Annotated in this window: 23 protein-coding genes; 7 read left to right on the plus strand and 16 right to left on the minus strand. The window is 55.3% G+C overall.

Annotated elements, in window-relative coordinates; all coding sequences use genetic code 11:
• Positions 1–9 precede the first annotated feature (9 nt).
• Complete coding sequence (locus tag AUQ43_RS19080) at positions 10–288, plus strand: DUF1127 domain-containing protein (RefSeq protein ID WP_062957912.1); 279 nt, start codon at positions 10–12, stop codon at positions 286–288.
• A gap of 316 nt (positions 289–604) precedes the next feature.
• Here AUQ43_RS19080 and AUQ43_RS19085 read toward each other — a convergent pair whose 3' ends face one another.
• The 4 genes from AUQ43_RS19085 to AUQ43_RS19100 form a co-directional block, all read right to left on the minus strand.
• Positions 605–1,051, minus strand: a complete 447-nt coding sequence (locus tag AUQ43_RS19085; RefSeq protein ID WP_114129934.1) for a hypothetical protein — start codon at positions 1,049–1,051, stop codon at positions 605–607.
• A gap of 123 nt (positions 1,052–1,174) precedes the next feature.
• A complete protein-coding gene (locus AUQ43_RS19090; protein ID WP_062957913.1) occupies positions 1,175–1,927 on the minus strand; it encodes an anti-sigma factor domain-containing protein in 753 nt (250 codons plus the stop codon).
• On the minus strand, positions 1,924–2,466 hold the full coding sequence (locus AUQ43_RS19095; protein WP_062958070.1) for a sigma-70 family RNA polymerase sigma factor: 543 nt from the start codon (positions 2,464–2,466) through the stop codon (positions 1,924–1,926). The genes AUQ43_RS19090 and AUQ43_RS19095 overlap by 4 nt, the downstream gene beginning before the upstream one ends.
• A 143-nt stretch (positions 2,467–2,609) precedes the next feature.
• A complete protein-coding gene (locus tag AUQ43_RS19100; protein ID WP_062957914.1) occupies positions 2,610–3,479 on the minus strand; it encodes a LysR family transcriptional regulator in 870 nt (289 codons plus the stop codon).
• 149 nt (positions 3,480–3,628) lie between these two features.
• On the opposite strand from AUQ43_RS19100, the gene AUQ43_RS19105 reads away from it, so the two are divergent.
• On the plus strand, positions 3,629–3,862 hold the full coding sequence (locus AUQ43_RS19105) for a hypothetical protein (RefSeq protein ID WP_062957915.1): 234 nt from the start codon (positions 3,629–3,631) through the stop codon (positions 3,860–3,862).
• A 122-nt stretch (positions 3,863–3,984) separates the two neighbouring features.
• Here the strand turns inward: AUQ43_RS19105 and AUQ43_RS19110 are convergent, their stop codons facing one another.
• The 5 genes from AUQ43_RS19110 to zwf form a co-directional block, all read right to left on the minus strand.
• Positions 3,985–4,626, minus strand: coding sequence for a bifunctional 4-hydroxy-2-oxoglutarate aldolase/2-dehydro-3-deoxy-phosphogluconate aldolase (locus AUQ43_RS19110; RefSeq protein WP_062957916.1), 642 nt, complete (start codon positions 4,624–4,626; stop codon positions 3,985–3,987).
• Positions 4,627–4,647: 21 nt separating this feature from the next.
• Positions 4,648–5,586 carry a glucokinase gene (gene glk / locus AUQ43_RS19115; RefSeq protein ID WP_062957917.1) on the minus strand — a complete coding sequence of 313 codons (939 nt, stop codon included), beginning with the start codon at positions 5,584–5,586 and terminating at the stop codon, positions 4,648–4,650.
• Positions 5,586–7,418, minus strand: coding sequence for a phosphogluconate dehydratase (gene edd, locus AUQ43_RS19120; RefSeq protein ID WP_062957918.1), 1,833 nt, complete (start codon positions 7,416–7,418; stop codon positions 5,586–5,588). The genes glk and edd overlap by 1 nt, the downstream gene beginning before the upstream one ends.
• Before the next feature lie 5 nt (positions 7,419–7,423).
• Complete coding sequence (gene pgl, locus AUQ43_RS19125) at positions 7,424–8,143, minus strand: 6-phosphogluconolactonase (RefSeq protein ID WP_062957919.1); 720 nt, start codon at positions 8,141–8,143, stop codon at positions 7,424–7,426.
• Between the two features lie 84 nt (positions 8,144–8,227).
• A complete protein-coding gene (zwf, locus tag AUQ43_RS19130; protein ID WP_062957920.1) occupies positions 8,228–9,715 on the minus strand; it encodes a glucose-6-phosphate dehydrogenase in 1,488 nt (495 codons plus the stop codon).
• Positions 9,716–10,510: 795 nt separating this feature from the next.
• Between zwf and AUQ43_RS20645 the strand changes: the two genes are divergently transcribed.
• A complete protein-coding gene (locus tag AUQ43_RS20645; protein ID WP_255356139.1) occupies positions 10,511–10,642 on the plus strand; it encodes a hypothetical protein in 132 nt (43 codons plus the stop codon).
• Positions 10,643–11,357: 715 nt separating this feature from the next.
• Positions 11,358–12,647, plus strand: coding sequence for a polyhydroxyalkanoate depolymerase (locus AUQ43_RS19135; RefSeq protein WP_062957921.1), 1,290 nt, complete (start codon positions 11,358–11,360; stop codon positions 12,645–12,647).
• An 80-nt stretch (positions 12,648–12,727) separates the two neighbouring features.
• On the opposite strand, the gene AUQ43_RS19140 is transcribed toward AUQ43_RS19135, so the two are convergent.
• Entirely contained in the window at positions 12,728–13,111 is a 384-nt protein-coding gene (locus AUQ43_RS19140; protein WP_062957922.1) for a hypothetical protein, read from the minus strand.
• A gap of 123 nt (positions 13,112–13,234) precedes the next feature.
• On the opposite strand from AUQ43_RS19140, the gene AUQ43_RS19145 reads away from it, so the two are divergent.
• Complete coding sequence (locus AUQ43_RS19145; protein WP_062957923.1) at positions 13,235–13,957, plus strand: SDR family oxidoreductase; 723 nt, start codon at positions 13,235–13,237, stop codon at positions 13,955–13,957.
• A gap of 6 nt (positions 13,958–13,963) precedes the next feature.
• Here AUQ43_RS19145 and AUQ43_RS19150 read toward each other — a convergent pair whose 3' ends face one another.
• From AUQ43_RS19150 to AUQ43_RS19165, 5 genes are all read right to left on the minus strand, one after another.
• Positions 13,964–14,581, minus strand: a complete 618-nt coding sequence (locus tag AUQ43_RS19150) for an NUDIX domain-containing protein (RefSeq protein ID WP_062957924.1) — start codon at positions 14,579–14,581, stop codon at positions 13,964–13,966.
• A 15-nt stretch (positions 14,582–14,596) separates the two neighbouring features.
• The gene (locus AUQ43_RS19155; RefSeq protein WP_062957925.1) at positions 14,597–15,385 is read right to left on the minus strand and encodes an alpha/beta fold hydrolase; all 789 of its coding nucleotides are present in this window, start codon (positions 15,383–15,385) and stop codon (positions 14,597–14,599) included.
• A 165-nt stretch (positions 15,386–15,550) separates the two neighbouring features.
• The gene (locus AUQ43_RS20390; protein WP_157088485.1) at positions 15,551–15,712 is read right to left on the minus strand and encodes an RSP_7527 family protein; all 162 of its coding nucleotides are present in this window, start codon (positions 15,710–15,712) and stop codon (positions 15,551–15,553) included.
• A gap of 222 nt (positions 15,713–15,934) precedes the next feature.
• Positions 15,935–16,276 (minus strand): hypothetical protein, encoded by a 342-nt coding sequence (locus AUQ43_RS19160; protein ID WP_147250489.1) that lies wholly within the window; start codon positions 16,274–16,276, stop codon positions 15,935–15,937.
• Positions 16,245–17,783 carry an NAD-dependent succinate-semialdehyde dehydrogenase gene (locus AUQ43_RS19165; RefSeq protein WP_084272174.1) on the minus strand — a complete coding sequence of 513 codons (1,539 nt, stop codon included), beginning with the start codon at positions 17,781–17,783 and terminating at the stop codon, positions 16,245–16,247. Before AUQ43_RS19165 ends, AUQ43_RS19160 begins: the two co-directional genes overlap by 32 nt.
• A gap of 198 nt (positions 17,784–17,981) precedes the next feature.
• On the opposite strand from AUQ43_RS19165, the gene AUQ43_RS19170 reads away from it, so the two are divergent.
• On the plus strand, positions 17,982–18,449 hold the full coding sequence (locus tag AUQ43_RS19170) for a cytochrome c (protein WP_232310753.1): 468 nt from the start codon (positions 17,982–17,984) through the stop codon (positions 18,447–18,449).
• Between the two features lie 112 nt (positions 18,450–18,561).
• Here the strand turns inward: AUQ43_RS19170 and AUQ43_RS19175 are convergent, their stop codons facing one another.
• Positions 18,562–19,263 (minus strand): cytochrome b/b6 domain-containing protein, encoded by a 702-nt coding sequence (locus AUQ43_RS19175; protein ID WP_062957927.1) that lies wholly within the window; start codon positions 19,261–19,263, stop codon positions 18,562–18,564.
• 341 nt (positions 19,264–19,604) lie between these two features.
• Between AUQ43_RS19175 and AUQ43_RS19180 the strand changes: the two genes are divergently transcribed.
• Positions 19,605–20,873, plus strand: coding sequence for an imelysin family protein (locus tag AUQ43_RS19180; RefSeq protein WP_062957928.1), 1,269 nt, complete (start codon positions 19,605–19,607; stop codon positions 20,871–20,873).
• Positions 20,874–20,935: the final 62 nt, after the last annotated feature.

A 20,935-nucleotide genomic window follows, 5' to 3' on the forward strand; every position in this document is an offset into this window, starting at 1 on the left:
AGCATCAAAATGGCTGTATCAAACCATCTCAAATGTCATCCCGTCGTTGGTCAGTTGTCGAACAAGTCATCGTCGGAGATGCTCGCACAATGCCTGAGCTCCCCTGCCTCGCGCCCCCATGCCACCCGGGGTATTTGTGCGATCATCCCGACGATCCTCGATGCGTTGATTGTCGCATACAAGCGTTATCAGGGTCGAAATGCGCTGGATCGGCTGAGCGACGATCAACTCCGCGACATCGGGCTTGAACGTACCCGTGACGGGTATGAAACGCGCGGCTGGTATTGATTTTTCTTCAATGCCATCCCCCGAAACATCAAAGCGGCCCGGTTTCGAACAGAGCCGTTGGCAATCGACACGCTTTGATGCCGCCAACCTGGGAACAAGATAGTTACCAAGTTGGCTGATGCCTCCCTCAAGGCAGACAAAGGCCCCTGCAGCGCAGGGGCCTTTTGTTCATTCGTCGAAATTGCCCGAATTCCGGCGTTCCCGACATGTGTGATGACGAATTTCACCAACCGTAACGTGGAAATAGAAACAGCCCGCAAGGTTGACCTTGCGGGCTGAAAACGATGTCAGTGGAATGGATAAGGTGATCGGTGCCTTACTTGGCCGATACAACCTTCATCACAAGCTTCCCGTCCGGCTTGATCGGGCCGTCTTCCTTGGCACCCAGGGTGTATTCGAATACGCCGGTTTTCATGCCACCAGCTTCGGAATGCACCATCAGCATCAACATTTCGCCGGACTTGACCGGTTCCTGCAGGATGGCAGATACATCCATGTTTTCACCCTTTTTAAGCGGTGCATAGCCAACGACCGGTCCCGGCTTCATATCGCTGTCAGTGCGATGGACAACCAGCCAGCCGTTTTCGCCAGCCATGATTTTTGATGCGGTCACCACGCCAGCCGAAACATCCTGATCCATGGCTTCGACCATCGGACCCATTGCGTTTGCCGAACCGGCACTGCCGAAAACAAACCCGGCACTTAGCATCATTGCCGTGATCACGCCGGTTGCTTTTGCAGTTGCTTTGCCCTTGAAGGTCATGTGAAGTCTCCTTTGCTTTTGATCTGGAAGGCGCTGTTTTCTGCGCTTCGCTCATGTCATGTGTTTCAACACACACAGAAGCTACGCAGCCAAATCAATCGGGTTTCAGCAAAGGTGATTTTTTTACTGTGCGACTGAAATCAGACGCCCATGGATCGCAGGACCGGTTGGCTGACCGGTTGGTGAACCGCCTTCGGGCTCCAAGCTGATGCCAAAGGTCGCGTTGCGCAACATGGCCGGATCGAACCCGCCAAGCTGCTTGGTCGTCGGATTGGCGATGTTTTCAAGCAGACCCAGTGATTTGGGTTTCGGCCCGGTTTCCTCCGTCACGATCCAGAGCTGATAGGTCTTGCCTTCGGGCATGGTTGCCTCGACCGGGCGGATGGTGACTTCGCGGGTTTCGAGATCGACACTCATGACAAAGGCCGGTTGTGTGTCATCACGATGGAAAACGGCAACAAATTGCCCATTCTCAACCGGCAGATTTACATCGTTCGAAAGCAGAACAACAACCATGCTGGCCGCAATCGCCGCAGCCCCAAGCGCACCTGCACGCCATATGGCCAGTTTGCGTTTGAGCTTGGCAAATTCAACAATGCCGGGCGCCTGTTGGCTGGCGGCCTGGGACGCAGCTTGGGTCCCGGCCTGTGCGGTGCTTTCGATCCGGGCACGAACGCCGGCAAACAGATCGCGCGTCGGGGCCACCGGATCATAATGGGCATTCAACGGCGACAAGCGCGCTTCCCAGTCAGAAATCGCGCGATCAAGTTCGGGTTCCTGGCTGCGACGTTTCTCAACGGATTGGCGTTGCGCGGGATCGAGAGTCCCCAGCACATATTCTGCCGCCAGCATGTCAATGTCATCCCGGTCCGTCATGTTCCCAGGCATTCCTTTAATTGTCGCAGGCTGCGATGCAGCCACGTCTTGATCGTTCCCACCGGCTGGGCAAAGCGTTCGGCCAGTTCGGCACGTGACCAACCTTCGAGATAGGCCAGCTTCACGATTTGCTGACGATCATCTTCAAGATCGTTCAGGCAATACTCAAGCTGACGCATCTCGTCTGCAACCGCCATCTGATCAAATGCAGAACCGGATGATATCAGCATTTCAATATCTGCATCCTCGATATCAGCTTCCGGGCGTTGGCGCCGGACGATATCAATTGCACGGTTGCGGGCAATCGTTGCCATCCATGTGATGATCGAGGCACGACCGGGTTCGAAATCCCCTGCCTTTTGCCAGATACGCACATAGATGTCCTGAAGGGCGTCCTCGCTTTGAGCGCGATTTCTCAAGATACGCAGGACAATGCCGAAAAGTTTCGCCGAGGTCGCATTATAAAGCTGCTCGAAGGCATCTGTATTGCCCTCGACTGATTGCCTTAAGAGGTTTTCCAAATCCCGGGTCGATGTCATCGCCACCGCCAGCTGCATGCAGACAGGCAAAAGCACCGCCGCACGAATAAAACAAATATGGGATTTTTATCCCGAGCCAACAGTTGGTACGCAGCCTGACGCCAACCTGATCAGTTTTGCTTAAAACGAAACCACGGCACGACTCAGACCTGATATTCCTCGGCAATGTTGTCTGCGGCCCGGATCAACGCATCCATCACAAGGCGCACCCCCGGCGAGCGACGCATATCGGGATGCACGACCATCCAGACACTCTCGCGGCTGCGGCCGTCAGTATCAGCGTGGATCAGTTCAAGTTCCTCGTCCTGATCGCCAAAGTACCGGGGCAAGACGCCAACACCATGCCCTGCAGCAATGAACTGTCGCACGGTTTCTGTGTCATCAGCACGGAAGCGGCACGGCAATTCACGATCAAGGACGGTGCGCACCCATTCGCGCTTGGAGGCACCATAGGTGGTGTCTTCGTAACCGCAGAATTCCCAATACATTTCCGGCACGCGTTCCTGATAGCCGACCGCGCCATACAGCCCCACCCCCAGTTCGACCAGCTTGCGGGTGATCAGGCCGGGTTCACGCGGCGTGATCATGCGCACTGCTATATCGGCCTCGCGCCGGGCAAGGTTGACCACATTGGCGGCCCCGACGATTTCAAATTCGAGTCCCTGATGCGCCTTGAGCAAGCGGGCCAGACGCGGGGCAAACAACACACGCCCCGCCACCGGGGGCACGGAAATACGCACAACGCCATGTGCGGCTTCATCGCCCTTTGCCTGTCGCTCGAATGTCAGGGCTTCTTCTTCGACTCGTTCGGCCACAGGAACAAGATTCCGGCCCGCCGCAGTGAGCTGCCAGCCACGCGGCAAACGGTCAAAAAGCTTCGTTCCAAGGTCCCCCTCGAGCGCCTCAATCCTTCTTGCAACGGTGGTATGCTCTTTACGCAGACGTCGCGCGGCACCTGACAGGCTATTTTCTTCCGCAAGAACAAGGAAGTAGCGCAAATCGTTCCAATTCATATGCGTTATCTCACCCCTTGGAATCAGTCCAAATATTCGTGCATTTTTGCACAGATACTATGCAAAACAAAGTAGTTCCCGTTTTATTTCGCATATGACATTTTCCGCAAATCGAAAGACACACCAACCGTAGATCAAAGGAGGCCACTATGGCACACACGGTTTCCGCTGCACCGCAGTTCAACGTCGCGAACGACCCGTTCACCAAACGCATGCCGTTTGGTTCGCTTTTCGGTCAGATCGTCAGCAAGATCGGCCCGGCACGTGCCCACAAGGCTTCGAGCTACGGTTGGGATTCGCTGAGCCACGCAGAACTTGCCGACCTCGGTCTGCAGCGCAAGTTCAACGGTTCGACCTGGTATGTCGACCGTATCAAAGGCTAGGCCTTGAATCGGTTGCGACACCGAAAAAGTCGCATGGACTACCCTGATGAAAAAAGGGACCCGTTTCGGTCCCTTTTTTTGTTTCTGATATCAGTGTCATCAAACACCAATCTGATGGATGATCAGCCGCGCAGCGCCTTTACCTTGTCGGTCGCTTCCTGTGCCAGCTTCGTGATCTTGCCCCAGTCACCGGCCTTGACCGCATCCTTGGGAGCCACCCACGAACCACCCACTGTGATGATGTTTGGCAGGGCCAGGTAATCGGCAAGATTGTTCAGCGAAACGCCACCGGTCGGGCAGAAAGATACCTGGGGCAGTGGACCGGAAATGGCTTTGAGCATCGAAACACCGCCCTGCTGTTCAGCCGGGAAGAATTTCAGAATGTCATAGCCATGATCAATCAGGTTCATGATTTCCGAGGGCGTACCAGCACCCGGAAGCAATGGGCATCCGGTGTCTTTGGCAGCTTTCAGAAGGCCTTCGGTATGGCCCGGCGAAACAGCAAAAGCACAACCGATCTCGGCCATGCGTTCCATCTGCTTGGCATTCACAACCGTTCCCGCCCCGGTAATCGCATCAGGGACTTCGGCGATGATGCGCTTGATGCTTTCTTCGGCTGCGGACGAGCGCAGGGTGATTTCAAGCACCGGCAGACCACCAGCAACCAGCGCCTTGGCCAGCGGCACGGCATCGTTGACGTCTTCGATCACCAGAACCGGAACGACCGGTGCCTTGGACAGAATTTCACGCGATGAAAGGCTCATTAAGTTTCCTCCAGGTTTCGATTACGCCGTTAAAATCTTGGCGCAACCGATCAGGGCCGGGTATTTCGCCGTCATCAGGCGCACCGGCACATCATTCATCAAATCACGGAACCGCCCCTTGGCGATCATGCGCTCCTTGAGCGCGCTTTTCTTCATGTAATCGGTAATACGCGGACCAATACCGCCACCGATAAACACCCCGTCAAAGGCCCCAAGGGTCAAAACCAGATCCCCGGCAACGCCGCCAAGGAACATGCAGAACCGGTCCAGCACCTTCAGACACAAGGCGTCACCGTATTTAAGGGCACCATCAACGACCTCGGCCGCCGTTTTGGGTTCGACATCAAGTCCATCAATCGCGGCAAGCGCCCGATAGAGGTTTTCAAGCCCCATCCCCGAAAGCACACGTTCGGCTGATACACGATCAAGTTCGCGGCCCAGGAATTTGACGATCTCGTAATCAAGATCATCAATCGCGGGCAGCGATACATGCCCGCCTTCGCCCTGGATCGGAAGCCATTTGCCTTCGTGTGGCAAAAGCCCCGAAACACCAAGCCCCGTGCCCGCCCCGACCACAGCAAGCGGCAACCCCGGACGGCCCGGACCATCAAACAGCGTGATCAGGTCTTCGTCCCCGAGATAAGGAACAGACATGGCAAGACCGGTGAAGTCATTGACCACCACAAGCCGATCCAGATTGAATTCGGCCTTGAGCGCTTCTTTCGAGAACACCCACGGATTATTGGTGAACTTGACCGTATCAGCCATGGCAGGGCATGCCACAGCCACGGCAAATTCACGCAAATCCGTGCAATTGGTCCTGGCCATGAAATCGCGCATGGCATCACCGATGGTGGCATAATCACGCACCGGCAATGTCATGGGTGTATAGGGATCGCCAGCCTCGTCCAGCCAGGCAAAGCGGGCGTTGGTCCCGCCAATATCACCAACCAGCTGCATTACGCGACTTCAGCCTCCCCCGGGAAGGCTGCAGAGGCGCCAAGTTCAGCCAGACCAACATGTTCGCGGAAGACACCAAACATCTCGCGACCAAAGCCATCCTGATGTTCTGCCTTATGATCAAAGGTCGCAAAGTCACGCTTGGCCAATTCGGCATCGGTAACGTTCAGCAAAAGCTCGCCAGTTTCGGCATCCAGACGGATGATATCACCATCCTGAACCTTGGCGATCGGACCATTCATCATGCCTTCGGGTGTCACGTGAATGGCAGCCGGGACCTTGCCCGATGCACCCGACATACGGCCATCCGTCACAAGGGCGACCTTGTAGCCAAGATCTTGCAAGACACCCAGCGGCGGGGTCAGTTTGTGCAGTTCCGGCATGCCGTTGGCTTTCGGCCCCTGGAAGCGGACAACGCAAACCACATCACGATGCAGTTTGCCTTCCTTGAAGGCCTCCATCATTTCTTCCTGGGATGTAAACACCGCAGCCGGGGCTTCGATCACGCGGTTTTCCGGCTTAACAGCGGAAACCTTGATCACGGAACGGCCGAGATTGCCCGAAAGCATGCGCAGGCCGCCATCAGCACTGAACGCCTTTTCAGCCGGACGCAGGATTTCCTCGTCATGGCTGGTTTCCGGTGCATCACGCCATGCCAGCTTGCCATTATCAAGATACGGCTCGGTGCCATAGGCCGCCATTCCACCAGTGTGAATCGTTTCAAGATCCGGGTGCAAAATACCGTTCTTGAGCAGATCGGAAATTACAAAGCCCATACCGCCAGCCGCATGGAAGTGGTTCACATCCGCCTGACCGTTCGGATAAACGCGGCAAAGAAGCGGCACCACACGCGACAGTTCGTCGAAATCATCCCAGCGAAGCTCGATCCCGGCCGCACGTGCCATGGCCGGAAGATGCAGGGTGTGGTTGGTTGAGCCACCAGTTGCCAGAAGACCAACGATCCCGTTCACAAACGCCTTTTCATCAAGGATCTTGCCGATCGGACGATAGTCATTGCCAAGCTTGGTAATCTGCATGGCGCGACGTGCGGCTTCTTCGGTGAGCGCATCACGCAGGTCCGTATTCGGATTAACGAACGCCGCCCCCGGAAGATGCAAGCCCATGACTTCCATCAGCATCTGGTTGGAGTTCGCCGTGCCATAGAAGGTGCACGTGCCCGGGCTGTGATAGGACGCGGTTTCGGCCTCAAGCAATTCCTTGCGGCCAACCTTGCCCTGGGCATAAAGCTGACGAATGCGGGCCTTTTCATTATTCGGAAGGCCTGATGGCATCGGACCGGCCGGAACAAACACCGCCGGGATATGGCCATATGACAATGCGCCCATGACAAGACCCGGAACGATTTTGTCGCAGACACCAAGATACATGGCAGCGTCAAACACATCATGCGACAGCGACACAGCCGTCGACATGGCAATCACATCGCGTGAGAAAAGCGACAGTTCCATGCCCGGACGGCCTTGGGTCACGCCATCACACATGGCTGGAACACCGCCGGCCACCTGTGCAGTGCCGCCGGCTTCAAACACCGCCTTTTTGATGCGGTCCGGGTAAACGCCCAGCGGCTGATGGGCCGAAAGCATATCGTTATAGGACGTCACAATACCAAGGTTCGCGCCGTCTTCGCCGTTAATGCGCTGCTTTTCCGCAGCCCCGCAGCCAGCCGATGCATGGGCAAGGTTGCCACATGACAGGGCCGCGCGATGCGGACGATCAGAGGCCGCGGCCTCGATCTTGGCAAGGTATGCTTCGCGGGTTGGTTTGGAACGCTCGATAATGCGTTTGGTAATTTGTTCGATTTCACGTTTCATGGGGTTCAGCCTTTCGGGTTCTCGGCGCTCCACCACAGATCGACGGGGACATCGTTCTGCTGCAAGATGGCGCGAACCGGCATCTCTTCGATTTCCGTGCCGTTTTTCGCGGCCTCATAGGTCGACCATTTGGACTGTCCGGTAATATGGATCCCAATATACCGGGCATTGAGGATGGCAGGCAAAGTCATGCTGATACGCGGGACCGGGGATACGGTCGGGCGGGCAGCAGCAACCAGTTCGCCATGCTTGGGATAAAGCCCCTTATCAAGGGCTTCGGGGGTTGAGGACGGGAAAAGCGATGCGGTATGGCCGTCATCCCCCATCCCCAGAAATACGATATCAAGCGGCCAGTGCATTTCGATGCGCAGGCGTGCGCTGACGGTTCCCACTGCGTCTTCAGGGCTGCTGTCAGATGTTTTCAGCGACACAAAGCGGGCATTCTGCGCTTCGTTGATAAACAGGTTGTCACGGACCAGCTTTTCATTGGACTGATCATCATCAAGACCGACCCAGCGATCATCACCAAGGGTGACGATCACCTTCGACCAGTCAAGGCGCGCCTGTGAAAGGGTCTGAAACAGCGGCTTGGGAAAGCGTCCGCCGGCAACAGCCATGCTGGCGTGGCCGCGGGTGGCGATGGCAAATTCCAGCCGATCAATGGTTTCCTTGACCATTGCCGCAAGCATTTCATCGCCGCTTTTGAATGTGCGTTCGTTTGTCATGTCTTCTTCCCGAAGTTGGGGTCATGGCGCGGCTGCGCAAGCCCCCGGCAACAAGCATTGCGGCCCGGACCGGGCTGCACAATTCTAGGACCCGGCTTCTTCGTTCCAGGTCCGGCCATCACGTTCGATCAGGGCGATGGCAGCAGACGGGCCCCAGGTTCCGGCGGTGTATCCTTTGGGCGTGACGTGATTGTTCTGCCACGCATCCTGGATGGCGTCGACCCACTGCCAGGCAATGTCCTGTTCATCGCGGCGGACAAACAGGGTGTTGTTGCCATCAATCGCATCCAGCAAAAGACGCTCGTAGGCATCCGGGCTGCGGCCACCAAACGCCTCGGCAAAGGACAGGTTCAATGCCGTCGGGCGCAAACGCACAAGCCCTGGCCCCGGGTTCTTGTTATTAAGCACAAGATGGATACCGTCATCCGGCTGCAGGCGCAGGACCAGCCTGTTGGCCTGATAGTTGGTCATGGATTTTGCCAGCGGGAAAATCTGGTGCGGGACATCGCGGAACTGGATGACAATTTCCGAATGGCGTTTGGGCAAACGTTTGCCCGTACGCAGATAGAACGGAACACCCGACCAACGCCAGTTATCAAGTTCGGCCCGGATCGCAACAAAGGTTTCGGTGGTGCTGTCGGTATTGGCACCTTCTTCTTCAAGGTAGCCCGGAACTTCCTTGCCGCCCACAGCGCCCTTGCGGTACTGGCCACGCACGGTGGAGCTATCGATGTTGCTGTCATTGATCGGCTGAAGGGCCTTGAGCACTTTGACCTTTTCATCGCGGACCGCATCCTGATCAAGGACATAGGGCGGTTCCATCGCAACAAGGCAAAGAAGCTGCAGCATATGGTTCTGCACCATATCGCGCATCGCACCGGCATCGTCATAATAGGACCAGCGGCCCTCGACCCCGACTTCCTCGCCGACCGTGATCTGAACATGGTCAATATGCGCACTGTTCCACAGCGGTTCGAACATCGCATTGGCAAAGCGCAGAATCATCAGGTTTTGCACCGTTTCCTTGCCAAGATAGTGGTCGATACGGAAAATCTGGTTTTCCTCGAACACTTCACCGATCTGGCCGTTGATTTCACGGCAACTGTCCAGATCATGACCCAGCGGCTTTTCAAGCACGACGCGGGAATTCGGTGTCACCAGGCCGGCCTTTTTCAGGTTAAAGGCCATGTCGGCAAACAATGCGGGACTGGTAGAGAAATAAAAGACGCGATCACGATCAGGCTGATCGGACAGCTTTTCATGCAGGACCTTGAACCCGGCTTCATCCCCGGCAGAGACCTGTACATAGGCGATGCGATTGGCGAATTTCGCCCAGATTTCCGCATCAAATTCACCTTCGGGAATGAATTTCTTCCCGGCTTCATGCAGTTTGGCCCGGAAATCTTCGTCGCTATGTTCGCTGCGCGATGCGCCAAAGATACGGGTTTCATCATCGAAACGCCCGGTGCGTTCCATTTCATACAGTGCGGGAAAAAGTTTACGTAGCGCCAGATCTCCGGTCCCACCGAAAATCACGATATCCGCGATACGATGCTTAAGCCTTTGTTTCATTATGCCCTTAGCCTTCCAACGTTTCCTTCCCGTCGCCAAGGTGGGACCCCGGATCTTGCGATCCTGGCAGACAATCGGGGCACGGCCGATGCCGTGTTGCAGAACCGGGTTCTCCGGTCCTGTCTGCTATTTGTCACCCGACAGGAATATGCCCCTGCCTGTGACCGATAATCGGTCGCCAGTTTCCTGACCACCGGACTGTGACGCCGTGTCCTGCTGTGTCCTGATCAGCAAAACCGCATCACCAAATCCTATTGCGCACTGTTACACGATCCATCGGGGCAAGACCACTGCGATCACACGCAATCGAAGCCGTTTTACTGAAATTCAGTTTAACCGTAACAGTTTGTAGCAAAACCACCGTAAGAACAGCCTGATTTCCTGTATTTTAGGACAGTTGAAACATCGTGCAACAATTTGATTCCAGCGATGCATTTGCGTTTGCGGCGCAAACAGTTTGCGAATTTCACGGGTCGCGCACCGCTTATTGCAAAAACCGGCCTCGTTGATCGGCGCGGTAGACCATCCAGCACCAACGACCAACGGTTACACGACGAACATCCTGATCAAGACTCGCACGGACTCGCAGTTTTCCGGGAGTTTGTGAACCAGAACCATGAACAAATGCTGCTCTGGCTTGTGTTTTCAGCCCGAAATGAGAACATTTGTGAACATTATTTATTTAAGCAAAATCAATTACTTGGTTGCACTCAGGCTCATTTGTTCCAATTTTGTTCTTGCTGGAACAAAATCAGAACATTATGGTTTCTTCAGACAGATTGAGGAGGACAGACCATGTTGAAACTGATTGATAACCCGACCCGCTTGAACGAGCTTTGCAGCACGGTCGCTGTTGTCGGCAGCACAGGATTTTTCCTGTTCGTCATCGGACTTGGCATGGCCCAAACCCTTCGCGGTCTGGTCTAGGATCTAATTCTACGAATTCCCAACACACTTTATCTGTGTTGACGAGGCCCGGACCATAAGCCACCAAGCTTTTGTCCATCACGGGCGTTTGACCGGCAGGCAACCCCGCACCCAAACCCTGTCCCGCCTGTCGGTCAGACCTTCCCTACGCCCGGTCTTCCCCAAGGGGCCTCTTCAAGTACAGTAATGAATTCCGCATACTCCGCATACTGGCGCCGCTATCTCCCCGATAGCGGCGCTTTTTTTGACATGTGCATATGCAAGGCCGGCCTTCCCCGCACATGACAAACGAGTCTGCTTTGCACCTGGCAGATGAACCAGCACAACATGCGCCTGACGCCAATCCGGCTGAAAACATTTATTGCAACGCAACAACTTGCGCTGCATTGCAAAATTTTACTCGACAATACGGGGAATATTCGGTTGAATCAGAGTGAAAAACGATAATTTGGAATTTCATCATACTTAATGGCTATTGCATGAAAGTCGAACTAACGTAGGCTTCATGGCAATTACTGGATTTCTGCATGCTGCTACCCAGCCGTTTTCCGCTGTGCATCAGATCAGCCTTGGCCATTTGGCAGCTCTGATCAGAAATCTGAAAAAATGCCAAAGTGCGTGCACACATACGAACTGTGCACGAAAACAGGATGAAAAGCCGTAAACCAGGTTGGTGACCACACTAAGTTTGTGGGTCACCCGGGAGTGAGAGTTAATGCTGTATCACCTTTATGAATTGCAGCACGCCACGATAAGCCCGCTTCGTATGGCAGCAGATGCCAGCAAAAAGTGGCTGCGCAATCCGGCCAATCCGATGTCCTACACCCATCAGGGTCGGGCCGCAGCCGCAGCATGTGACGTGTTCACCCATATCACCCATCGTTACGGCAAACCGGAATTTGGTCTGGACACCACAGTGATTGACGGCGAAACCGTCCCGATCACCGAGGAAGTCGTCCACAGCGAAGCTTTTTGCAACCTGTTGCATTTCAAGCGCGAAACCGACCACCTGAAAAAACAGCCCGATGACCCGCGCCTGTTGATCGTCGCCCCGCTTTCCGGGCACTTTTCAACCCTTCTGCGCGGGACGGTCGAAGCCCTTTTGCCCGATCACGATGTCTATATCACCGACTGGGTTGACGCCCGTCTGGTACCGGTTCATCTGGGGCATTTTGATCTTGATACCTATGTCGATTATCTGATGCGCTTCCTGCGCAAGCTTGGCCCGAACACCCACATGATGGCCGTTTGCCAGCCGTCTGTTCCGGTGGTCGCTGCCGCATCATTGATGGCAGCAGGAAACGAAGCATGCCAGCCGGCCTCTATGACGTTGATGGGCGGGCCGATCGATACCCGCGAAAACCCGACCGAGGTCAACAAATTCGCCAAGCAGCACAGCCTTGAGTGGTTTGAACGCCATGTGATTTCACATGTGCCCCTGCCCCATGCAGGTGTGATGCGCCGTGTGTATCCGGGCTTCATGCAACTTGCCGGCTTCATGAGCATGAACTGGGACCGTCACGTTTCGGCCCATCACGACATGTTCAACCACCTTGTCGAAGGTGATGGTGAGAGCGCCGAAGCAAAACGTAGTTTCTATCAGGAATATCTGGCTGTCATGGACATGACGGCCGAGTTCTATCTTCAGACACTTAAGGCCGTGTTCCACGAACACAGCCTGCCCGAAGGCACCATGCGCTGGCAGGGGGTTCCGGTTGATCCATCCGCCATCACCAAAACCGCCCTTCTGACCGTCGAGGGCGAGCGCGATGACATTACAGGCATGGGCCAGACCCGTGCCGCACACAAGCTTACCACCAACCTGCCAGACAGCATGCGCATGCACCATGTGCAGCAGGGTGTTGGTCATTATGGTGTGTTTAACGGGCGGCGCTGGCGTGAACAGATCAGCCCACGGATCAAGGAATTCATCCGCCGTCACGATCACGAGGGCAAGGGTGCCCGCAGCGCGCCAAACGTTACCCATATCAACGCTGCCGAATAACGCACCGAAGCCAATACGCAAAAACCAAAAGCCGCCCGTTGCAAGACAGGCGGCTTTTTCTTTGGGTCATTACAGCATGATCAGACGTATTCTGGCTGCACCCGACCGTTACTGACCGACCCGCCATAGGTCCCGTCGCCATAGGCGTATTGCTCAACCGGGTTAAGGGCATCAACAAGATGGTCAAACACAGCCGATGCGCTGGCCTTCCAGGCACTGACGGCACCGATGATTACCGGATTTGCGGCACCATCAAGCAATGCAATCGCGGCATCGATATCATCGTTGGTCACCGCATTCGCACCATCACGCAGCGGCAAGTGCACACCGATAACCTGATCATCCTTGATCCCCATCAGTCCGATACAGGATGTAAACGTGGTGAACATGACCGTATCGGCCTTCGCCCATTGCAGCTCGGCGACTGCCTGTGCATCCTGAGCCTCGGTATACGCATATGCCATTTTCGAAATCCTTTGTGCTTGTGAAGATAAGAGCGTTCGACGACGCACCGCCCAAGCACATGTGAACCGCAGTGATTGCCAAGCCGTAACCAGAATATCGATCACAAAACCGAGCCCGCCGATATGAGCACCGCGCCCGCATTCGAAAGCTTCCCCCGAGATGGTCTTGCCGTGGTCTGCGGTGCAACAGGCGGCATCGGGCAGGCCTTTGTGGCCCACCTGCAAGCAAGCCAGCAGTTCGCGGGCGTGATTGCACTTTCGCGCTCCAGCAGCCCGGCGCTTGATTTTGATCGTCCGGACTCCATTGCCGAATGCGCGAGCTTTATCAAAACACTGGGCGGCGAGGTACGGCTGATTGTTGATGCCACAGGCTATCTGCATGACGAGACATTCCAGCCCGAAAAATCCCTGCGACACATTGATGCCGACTATATGGCCAAGCAGTTTCACATCAACGCCATTGGCCCTGCCCTGTTGATGAAGCATTTCTGCCCGCTATTGCCACGGTCAGGCAAATCGGTGTTTGCCACCCTATCGGCAAAGGTCGGCAGTATTGGCGACAATCGCATGGGCGGATGGTATGGGTACCGTGCGGCAAAAGCAGCACTTAATCAGTTGGTGAAATGCAGCGCGATCGAAATTGGCCGCAATAAACGCGAAGCGGTCTGTGTCGCCCTGCATCCCGGCACGGTTGATACCGGCCTTTCCGGGCCGTTTGCCAAATCGGGCCTTCGGGTTCAGAGCCCCGAAGAGGCTACTGCGAATATGCTAACGGTGCTTGATCAACTCACCGCAGAAAGCTCTGGCGGGTTTTATGCCTATGACGGCAATGCATTGCCCTGGTAACGGCAATTACTTGCCAAGCAGGCCGGTCAGAAGCGCGTGCTGCAAAAGAATGACCGTCTTGGCATCGCGGATGCGACCATCGGCCAACATCGAAAGGACGTCGTCAAAGCCGATCTCAAGAACATGGATATCCTCGCCCTCTTCATGCAGACCGCCGCCATCCCCTTTGCGGTGATCGCGGGTGACTTCGGCAACAAATAGATGCAGACGCTCGGTTACTGAACCCGGGCTCATGAACAGGTCAAAGACCTGACGGGGTTTTCCGATCTTATAGCCGGTTTCTTCCTCCACCTCGGCAATGACGGCGGCGGCGGGGTCACGATCATCAAGCACACCTGCGGGCACTTCGATCAGCATGCCGTCTTCGTTGCCATTAACAAAACTTGGCAGGCGAAACTGCCGCGTCAGGATAACGGTGCGATCAGTGCGATTATAAAGAAGAATGCCCGCCCCATTACCCCGTTCATAGGCTTCGCGCGTCTGGCTTTGCCATGATCCGTCTGTGCGTTTCAGATCAAAGCTGACGCGATAAAGCCGATACCAGTTGTCCGACAAACATTCGATATCACTGACACGCACATGATCCTGATCGGGGACAGACCAGCCTTTGGGAACATCGAACATGCTGGCAATACCGGACTAGCGTTTCAGGAAGGCAGACAGTGTCAAAAGCACTGCATCGGGTTTCTCGGCATGCACCCAGTGGCCTGCGCCCTTGATGCTTGTAAAGGCCGCCTTGGGAAACAGCGCCTTGATGTGATCGCGGTCCTTGGGATCGACATAGTGCGAGTTCGCACCCGAAATAAACAGCACATCGCCATCATACTGTTCGGCAAGCCCGTCTTTTGGCCAGCCGGTAATATCATCAAGATGGTTGGCCATGGCATCTATATTGACCTGCCATGACATCGCACCACTATCCTTGTCGGTTGCGACATTCTGGGCAAGGAACTGGCGAACGCCTTTTTCAGACACCCCGGACGAGAGCGCGTCCTCAACCTCGGCGCGGCGCGAAATGGCCGAGAAATCAACGCCACGCATGGCATTGATAAAGCCGCTATAATCGTGGTCATAGGAAACCGGGGCAATGTCGACCACCACAAGATCGGCAACCAAAGTGGCATCGGCCGAAAGTGCCAGCACCATGGACGCCTTGCCACCCATGGAATGCCCGACCAAATGCACCGGCTTGTCGGAAACATCGCCGATCAGTTCAGCCAGGTCAGAAGCCATGGCGGGATAGGTCATCTCCGCATCCCAGTCGGAGCGTCCGTGATTGCGCAAATCGGCGGTGACAACGTGATACTTTTCCGCCAATCGCCGGGCGATGGCCGTCCAGTTCCGCGCCTGACCAAAAAGGCCATGGACAATCACGATGGTGCCGTTGTCACGGTTTTCTTCGCCAAAGGCGTAATGGGCAAGCTTCATGGAAACCAACTTCTGCGCAATTCGAACGGGGGTCGATCCCCCTTAATAGCGGTGCAAACTGCGAAGGTGAAGTGCCCAAACAAAAACACCTCCGCAACAACGAGATGCGGAGGCGTTTTTAAGCGTACCGATTGAACGGTCGCAGGGTGTGGTCAGCCGCGGCAATTACGCGCCAGCAGCAACACCACCGTGGGGCTTGTTGTGTGCGCCAAACAGGGCACCAACTTTGCGTACCAGTGCAACAAGCATCTGACGCATAGCCTGTGCACGGAGATGTTCAGCTTCACGCTGCAGGGCAACCAGGTCATAATCACGATACATTTTCATGTCCGTTTCCTCATAAAATCATCCGGCATTGTTCCCGCCGGGGTTTCGCGATGTGTTTCGTTAAACCCGGTGTACGCCTGTTTGATCATACCGACGAGAAGAGTTTTATCACCCCAAACATGCATTTGGCGCATACCTATTTATCCTGCGGTCACATTTTTGCCATGCGCGGTCATCATGTTTGTTTCATGACAAATAAGGCCCTTGTTTCTCTTGGATTTTTCACAAAAAACCCACTACCACCAACGCATCCGGAGACACCTTCGTGACATAATCATCGACTTTGGAGCCCTTTGACATTGCAACCGCAGAAGAAAAACCAACGAAAACTGTTTTTCTCAGGCGGGATTTTCTCTCAATTCGGTCGAATTTGGTGACGTTTTCGCCAGACTCCGGGCAAACAATTTTGCATAGCTCTTCAAAAATACAAAAACGGCAATATTCAATATTGATATTGCCGTTCTGCGATCTTTCAAGTTGCTTGCCAATATCGCGTATCAAACCGCTTTGGCTAGCTGACAGGCTTCGAGTCTTAAAGCGCGTAGTTGAGATATTTGGGTTCAAGATATTCCTCAAGCCCCCAATGCCCGCCTTCCCGGCCCTGACCGCTTTCCTTTACCCCGCCAAACGGCGCGCCTTCGTGGCTTGTCGTGCCATCATTGATGCCGACCACACCGGTCTCAAGCCGGTCTGCCAGACGTTGAATGCGACCGATGTCACGACTGTAGATATAAGATGACAACCCGGTTCGCACACGATTGGAAAGTTTGATTACTTCGTCCTCGGTGCCAAACCGATAGATCGGCGCAACCGGGGCAAACAGTTCCTCGTCAAAGCAATCCGCATTATCGGGCACATCGGTCATGACAAGCGTGCGGGTGAAGAAGCCTTCTTCGGGCAAGGGGGCACCATAGATCAGGGTTGCTCCGCGTTTTTGGGCATCGGCCACAAGGCGTTCGACCTTCGCCACCGCCTGCCGATTGATCAGTGGCCCCAATTCCGCACCCGGCACAAACCCGTTGCCGATTGTTTGTGCCTTGCTGGCCGCAACAAACTTTTCGACAAAGGCATCATAAACACCGTCCTGGACGAAAATGCGATTGGCGCAAACGCAGGTCTGGCCACTGTTGCGGAACTTTGAAATCATCGCGCCGGCAACAGCCGCGTCAAGATCAGCATCGTCCATGACGATAAAGGGGGCATTGCCGCCAAGCTCCAGCGACAACTTTTTCATCGTTGGTGCGCATTGTTCCATCAACCGTTTGCCCACCGATGTTGAACCGGTGAAGGAAAGCATGCGCACACGGTGATCGCCTGTCAGGGCCTCGCCTATCGGATGGGGAAGACCAGTCACGACGTTAAACACCCCGGCAGGGAAACCGGCCTGTTCGGCCAATTTGGCTGCTGCCAGCGCGGACAGCGGGGTATCCTCCGCCGGTTTGACAATCACGGTACACCCTGCCGCCAGCGCAGGCGCACATTTACGCACCACCATGGTCAGCGGGAAGTTCCATGGTGTAATGGCCGCAACCACACCCACCGGGTGCTTTTGGACGACAACACGCCGATCACGCTGGGTTGCCGGCATGGTCTGACCGTAGGCGCGCTTGGCTTCTTCGCTGTACCATTCGGCATAGGCAATCGCACCGACCACTTCGCGCCTTGCCTGATCAAGGGGCTTGCCTTGCTCAAGGGTGATGAGGGCGGCCAATTCTTCCTGATGGGCTTCGAGCAAATCGCGCCAGCGGTGCAAAATAGCCGCCCGTTCGCGCGCAAGCATTCCAGACCAGGACGGAAAGGCTGCATGGGCCGCGTCAATCGCCTGACGCGCCTCGGATGTACGCATGAACGGCACAGCACCTATGACATCGCCCTTGGCAGGATCAAGGACATCGAGCGTTTCGCGGCTATCCGCCGGGCGCCAGACACCATTGATATAGGCGTGCTTCAGGTTCCAGTCCCGGATAACCGCACGCGCGCGTCCGCGGCCTTCCTGAATAATGGCGTCAAGAGCCTGAGAGTCCGGGGCAGACTGCGTAGGCGATGCGTTATTGCGGGTGGCAGCAGGCATGGGCGAACGTTTCCTTGGCGCGCAATGACAGAACAATCATGAGATCACGCGCTTGTGATTACGGTTTCGGGGGCGTTGCTGGGACACTAAGCCTTGCGGCGGGTCGATGGCAACAACATGCTTACATCCCAACATAATAATCCAAACTGTACGCTGCACCCGGAGAGACACATTAACGCGTTTTTAGAGAGAGAACACATGATGAAGAACCTCCTTACCGCAGGAATCCTTGGAACAGTGATGTTCGCAGGGGCCGCTTTCCCGATGATGGCACAGGCTGATGAGGCATCCGACAATGCGTTGGTCGAGAACCGCAAGATGTTGATGGATGGGATCGGTGGTGCGATGGGTACATTGGGCTGCTTTATGAAAGGCCAGTGTGAACTGCCTGACCCGGTTCTGGCCAATCTGGCAAAGGGTATTGCTTTTTCGGCGGGCGCTGCCCCGGAAGCATTTGAACCGCAAACCCCGGATGCGTCCGTAAAGACCACCGCAAGTGCCGACATCTGGTCCAATTGGGATGATTTCGCCGGTCGCTTCCCCGAATTGCAGCAGGCCGCCCTCGCCCTTGCCGATGCGGTCGGTGACAAGGGCGCCATGGGGGCCGCGATGGGCAATCTTGGCAAGTCATGCAAGGGCTGCCACGACGAGTTCCGCACCAAATAAAGTTTGATCTGGCGCCCCGGCCAGATCATGGGGCTTACTTGCAAATCAAAAAGGCCAGCGTTCCTTCGACAGAACGTTGGCCTTTTTTTATTGTCCGGGATCTTACCCCGAACTAGCCACGCGCCAGCGTAACACCACCCCAAACCACAAGCGCACAGACAATCAGGATCGCAATCCCCAGCAAGGGTGAAGCAAACCGAATGTTTGCAAAGCGCCCTGCCAACTCGGCGGGCACGCGGCGGGTGCCAATCACAATCGCCCGGATCAGGTTTTCGCGTTTGACGGCCAGATAGAACAGGGCGGCAAAAACGTGCAATCCGACCGCCCCATAGATCAGATTGATATTGGTTTGATGGATCCAGTTCATGGTGCTGGTAAAGTCGGAACTGACATAGGCAACAAGCGGCCCGTCAAAGAAAAGGAAAGTATTCTCGCTGGCAAACAGGCCAGATACCGCTTGCACCCCGACCAGAAGAATCATCACCGCGACCATCCAGCCCCCGGCGGGATTGTGCCCGGCATATGTCAATTCAGACACAGAACCGTTGGGCAATTTGCGCAAGTAATCGATAACCCGACGTGGACCGGTCAGGAAATCAGCAAAGCGGGCGTTTGAGCTGCCAACAAAGCCCCAGATGAGGCGAAAGATCACAAGCGCCAGAACGCTGTATCCGGCAATGGCATGGACATCAATCATCACCTCCCGATTGGCCCACCAGGCAGTGACGATGGCAATAACAAGAGCCCAGTGAAACAGGCGAACCGGGAAATCCCAGAGTTTGACTTTCTTTTCTTCCGACGTCTGGTTGCTCATCGGGCCTCTCTCTTTGCACGATCAGGGGTTATATGGTTTTGAAAATGCCAACCCGCACTTTCGGCCAAGAAGCTTAAAAACAGGTCAACTTCCATATCAGATGCTGATCAGCCCTAAGAACGGCGTCAACCAAGGATTACAACATTGCTGGAACGCAAAATTTGGCAAACTCATGATTCTTTAATTGAAAATCATTCTCACAAGCAGTATCAATTGGCGGAAGCAGAGTGATCAGGGTCACAGTTCATGTGCGCGTTCAGTCGTTGGGCGTGACGGATTTTCACCTTGATCGAAGGGGCTTTTGCCCTTGGCTCACCATTCAGGGATAGATGGGAACTCCTATGAAGATCGCAAAGATTCTGGGTACGGCCGCACTGGTCTCTACCCTTGGCGCGCAGGCATATGCCGCACCGGCCGCCAAAGACGTGCTGACCACTTATGCCGATATCGCGCATGCCGGTTACGAGGACTCACTGATCACCGCCAAGGAATTGCAGGCGACGATTGATGAACTGGTTGCAAATCCGTCGGCTGCGACCTTTGATGCCGCGAAATCCGCATGGCTGGCGTCGCGCGTTCCCTATCAGCAGACCGAAGTTTATCGTTTCGGCAACGCGATTGTTGATGACTGGGAAGGCAAGGTTAATGCCTGGCCGCTTGATGAAGGCCTGATCGACTATGTCGAAACCGGCCTTTACGGCGAAGAAAGCGAAGAAAACCCGGCATACACCGCCAATGTGATTGCCAATCCGACGCTGACCATTTCGGGCGAAACCATCGATGCCTCGACCATCGATACCGCACTGCTTGAAAGCCTGCATGAAGTTGACGACGTCGAAGCAAACGTTGCCACCGGCTACCACGCCATTGAATTCCTTCTTTGGGGTCAGGACCTCAACGGGACCGATGCCGGTGCCGGCGAACGTAAATGGACCGACTATGCATCGGGTGATGCCTGCACCAATGGTAATTGCGACCGTCGTGGTGAATATCTTCAGGCAGCAGTTGATCTGATGGTTTCTGATCTTGAATGGATGACCGCGCAGTGGGCCGAAGGCGGCGAAGCACGCGAAACCGTTCTTGAAGGTGATGGCGTTCCGGGCCTGACTGCGATTGTAACCGGCATGGGTTCGCTGTCTTATGGCGAACTGGGCGGCGAGCGTACCAAACTCGGCCTGTTGCTGCATGATCCGGAAGAAGAGCATGACTGCTTCTCGGACAACACCCACAACAGCCACTTCTATGACGCACTGGGCATCCAGAACGTTTACCTTGGCCGATACACCCGTGTTGACGGTTCGGTTGTTGAAGGTCCGTCGCTTTCTGATCTGGTTGCGGCCAATGACGCGGCACTCGACACCGAACTGCGCGCCAAGCTGGCGGCATCGGTTGTTGCCGGTAAAGTCATGGTCACCCGCGCACAGGCTGGCGAAGCCTTTGATCAGCTGATCGCCATGGGCAACGAAGATGGCAATGCCGTCGTTCAGTCCTTTGTTGATGCGCTTGTCGATCAGACCAAATCGATCGAACAGATCATCGCTGCGGTTGGCATTGACGGGATTGAGTTCGAAGGTTCTGACAGCCTCGACAACCCGGCTGCCGTGAACTAATCGTGATCATCAGGCACCTGCCTGACTGACTGTGAACGGCGGGGGATGAAGTCTCCCGCCGT

The organism is Thalassospira sp. MCCC 1A01148, assembly GCF_001613795.1.
Lineage (GTDB): Bacteria > Pseudomonadota > Alphaproteobacteria > Rhodospirillales > Thalassospiraceae > Thalassospira.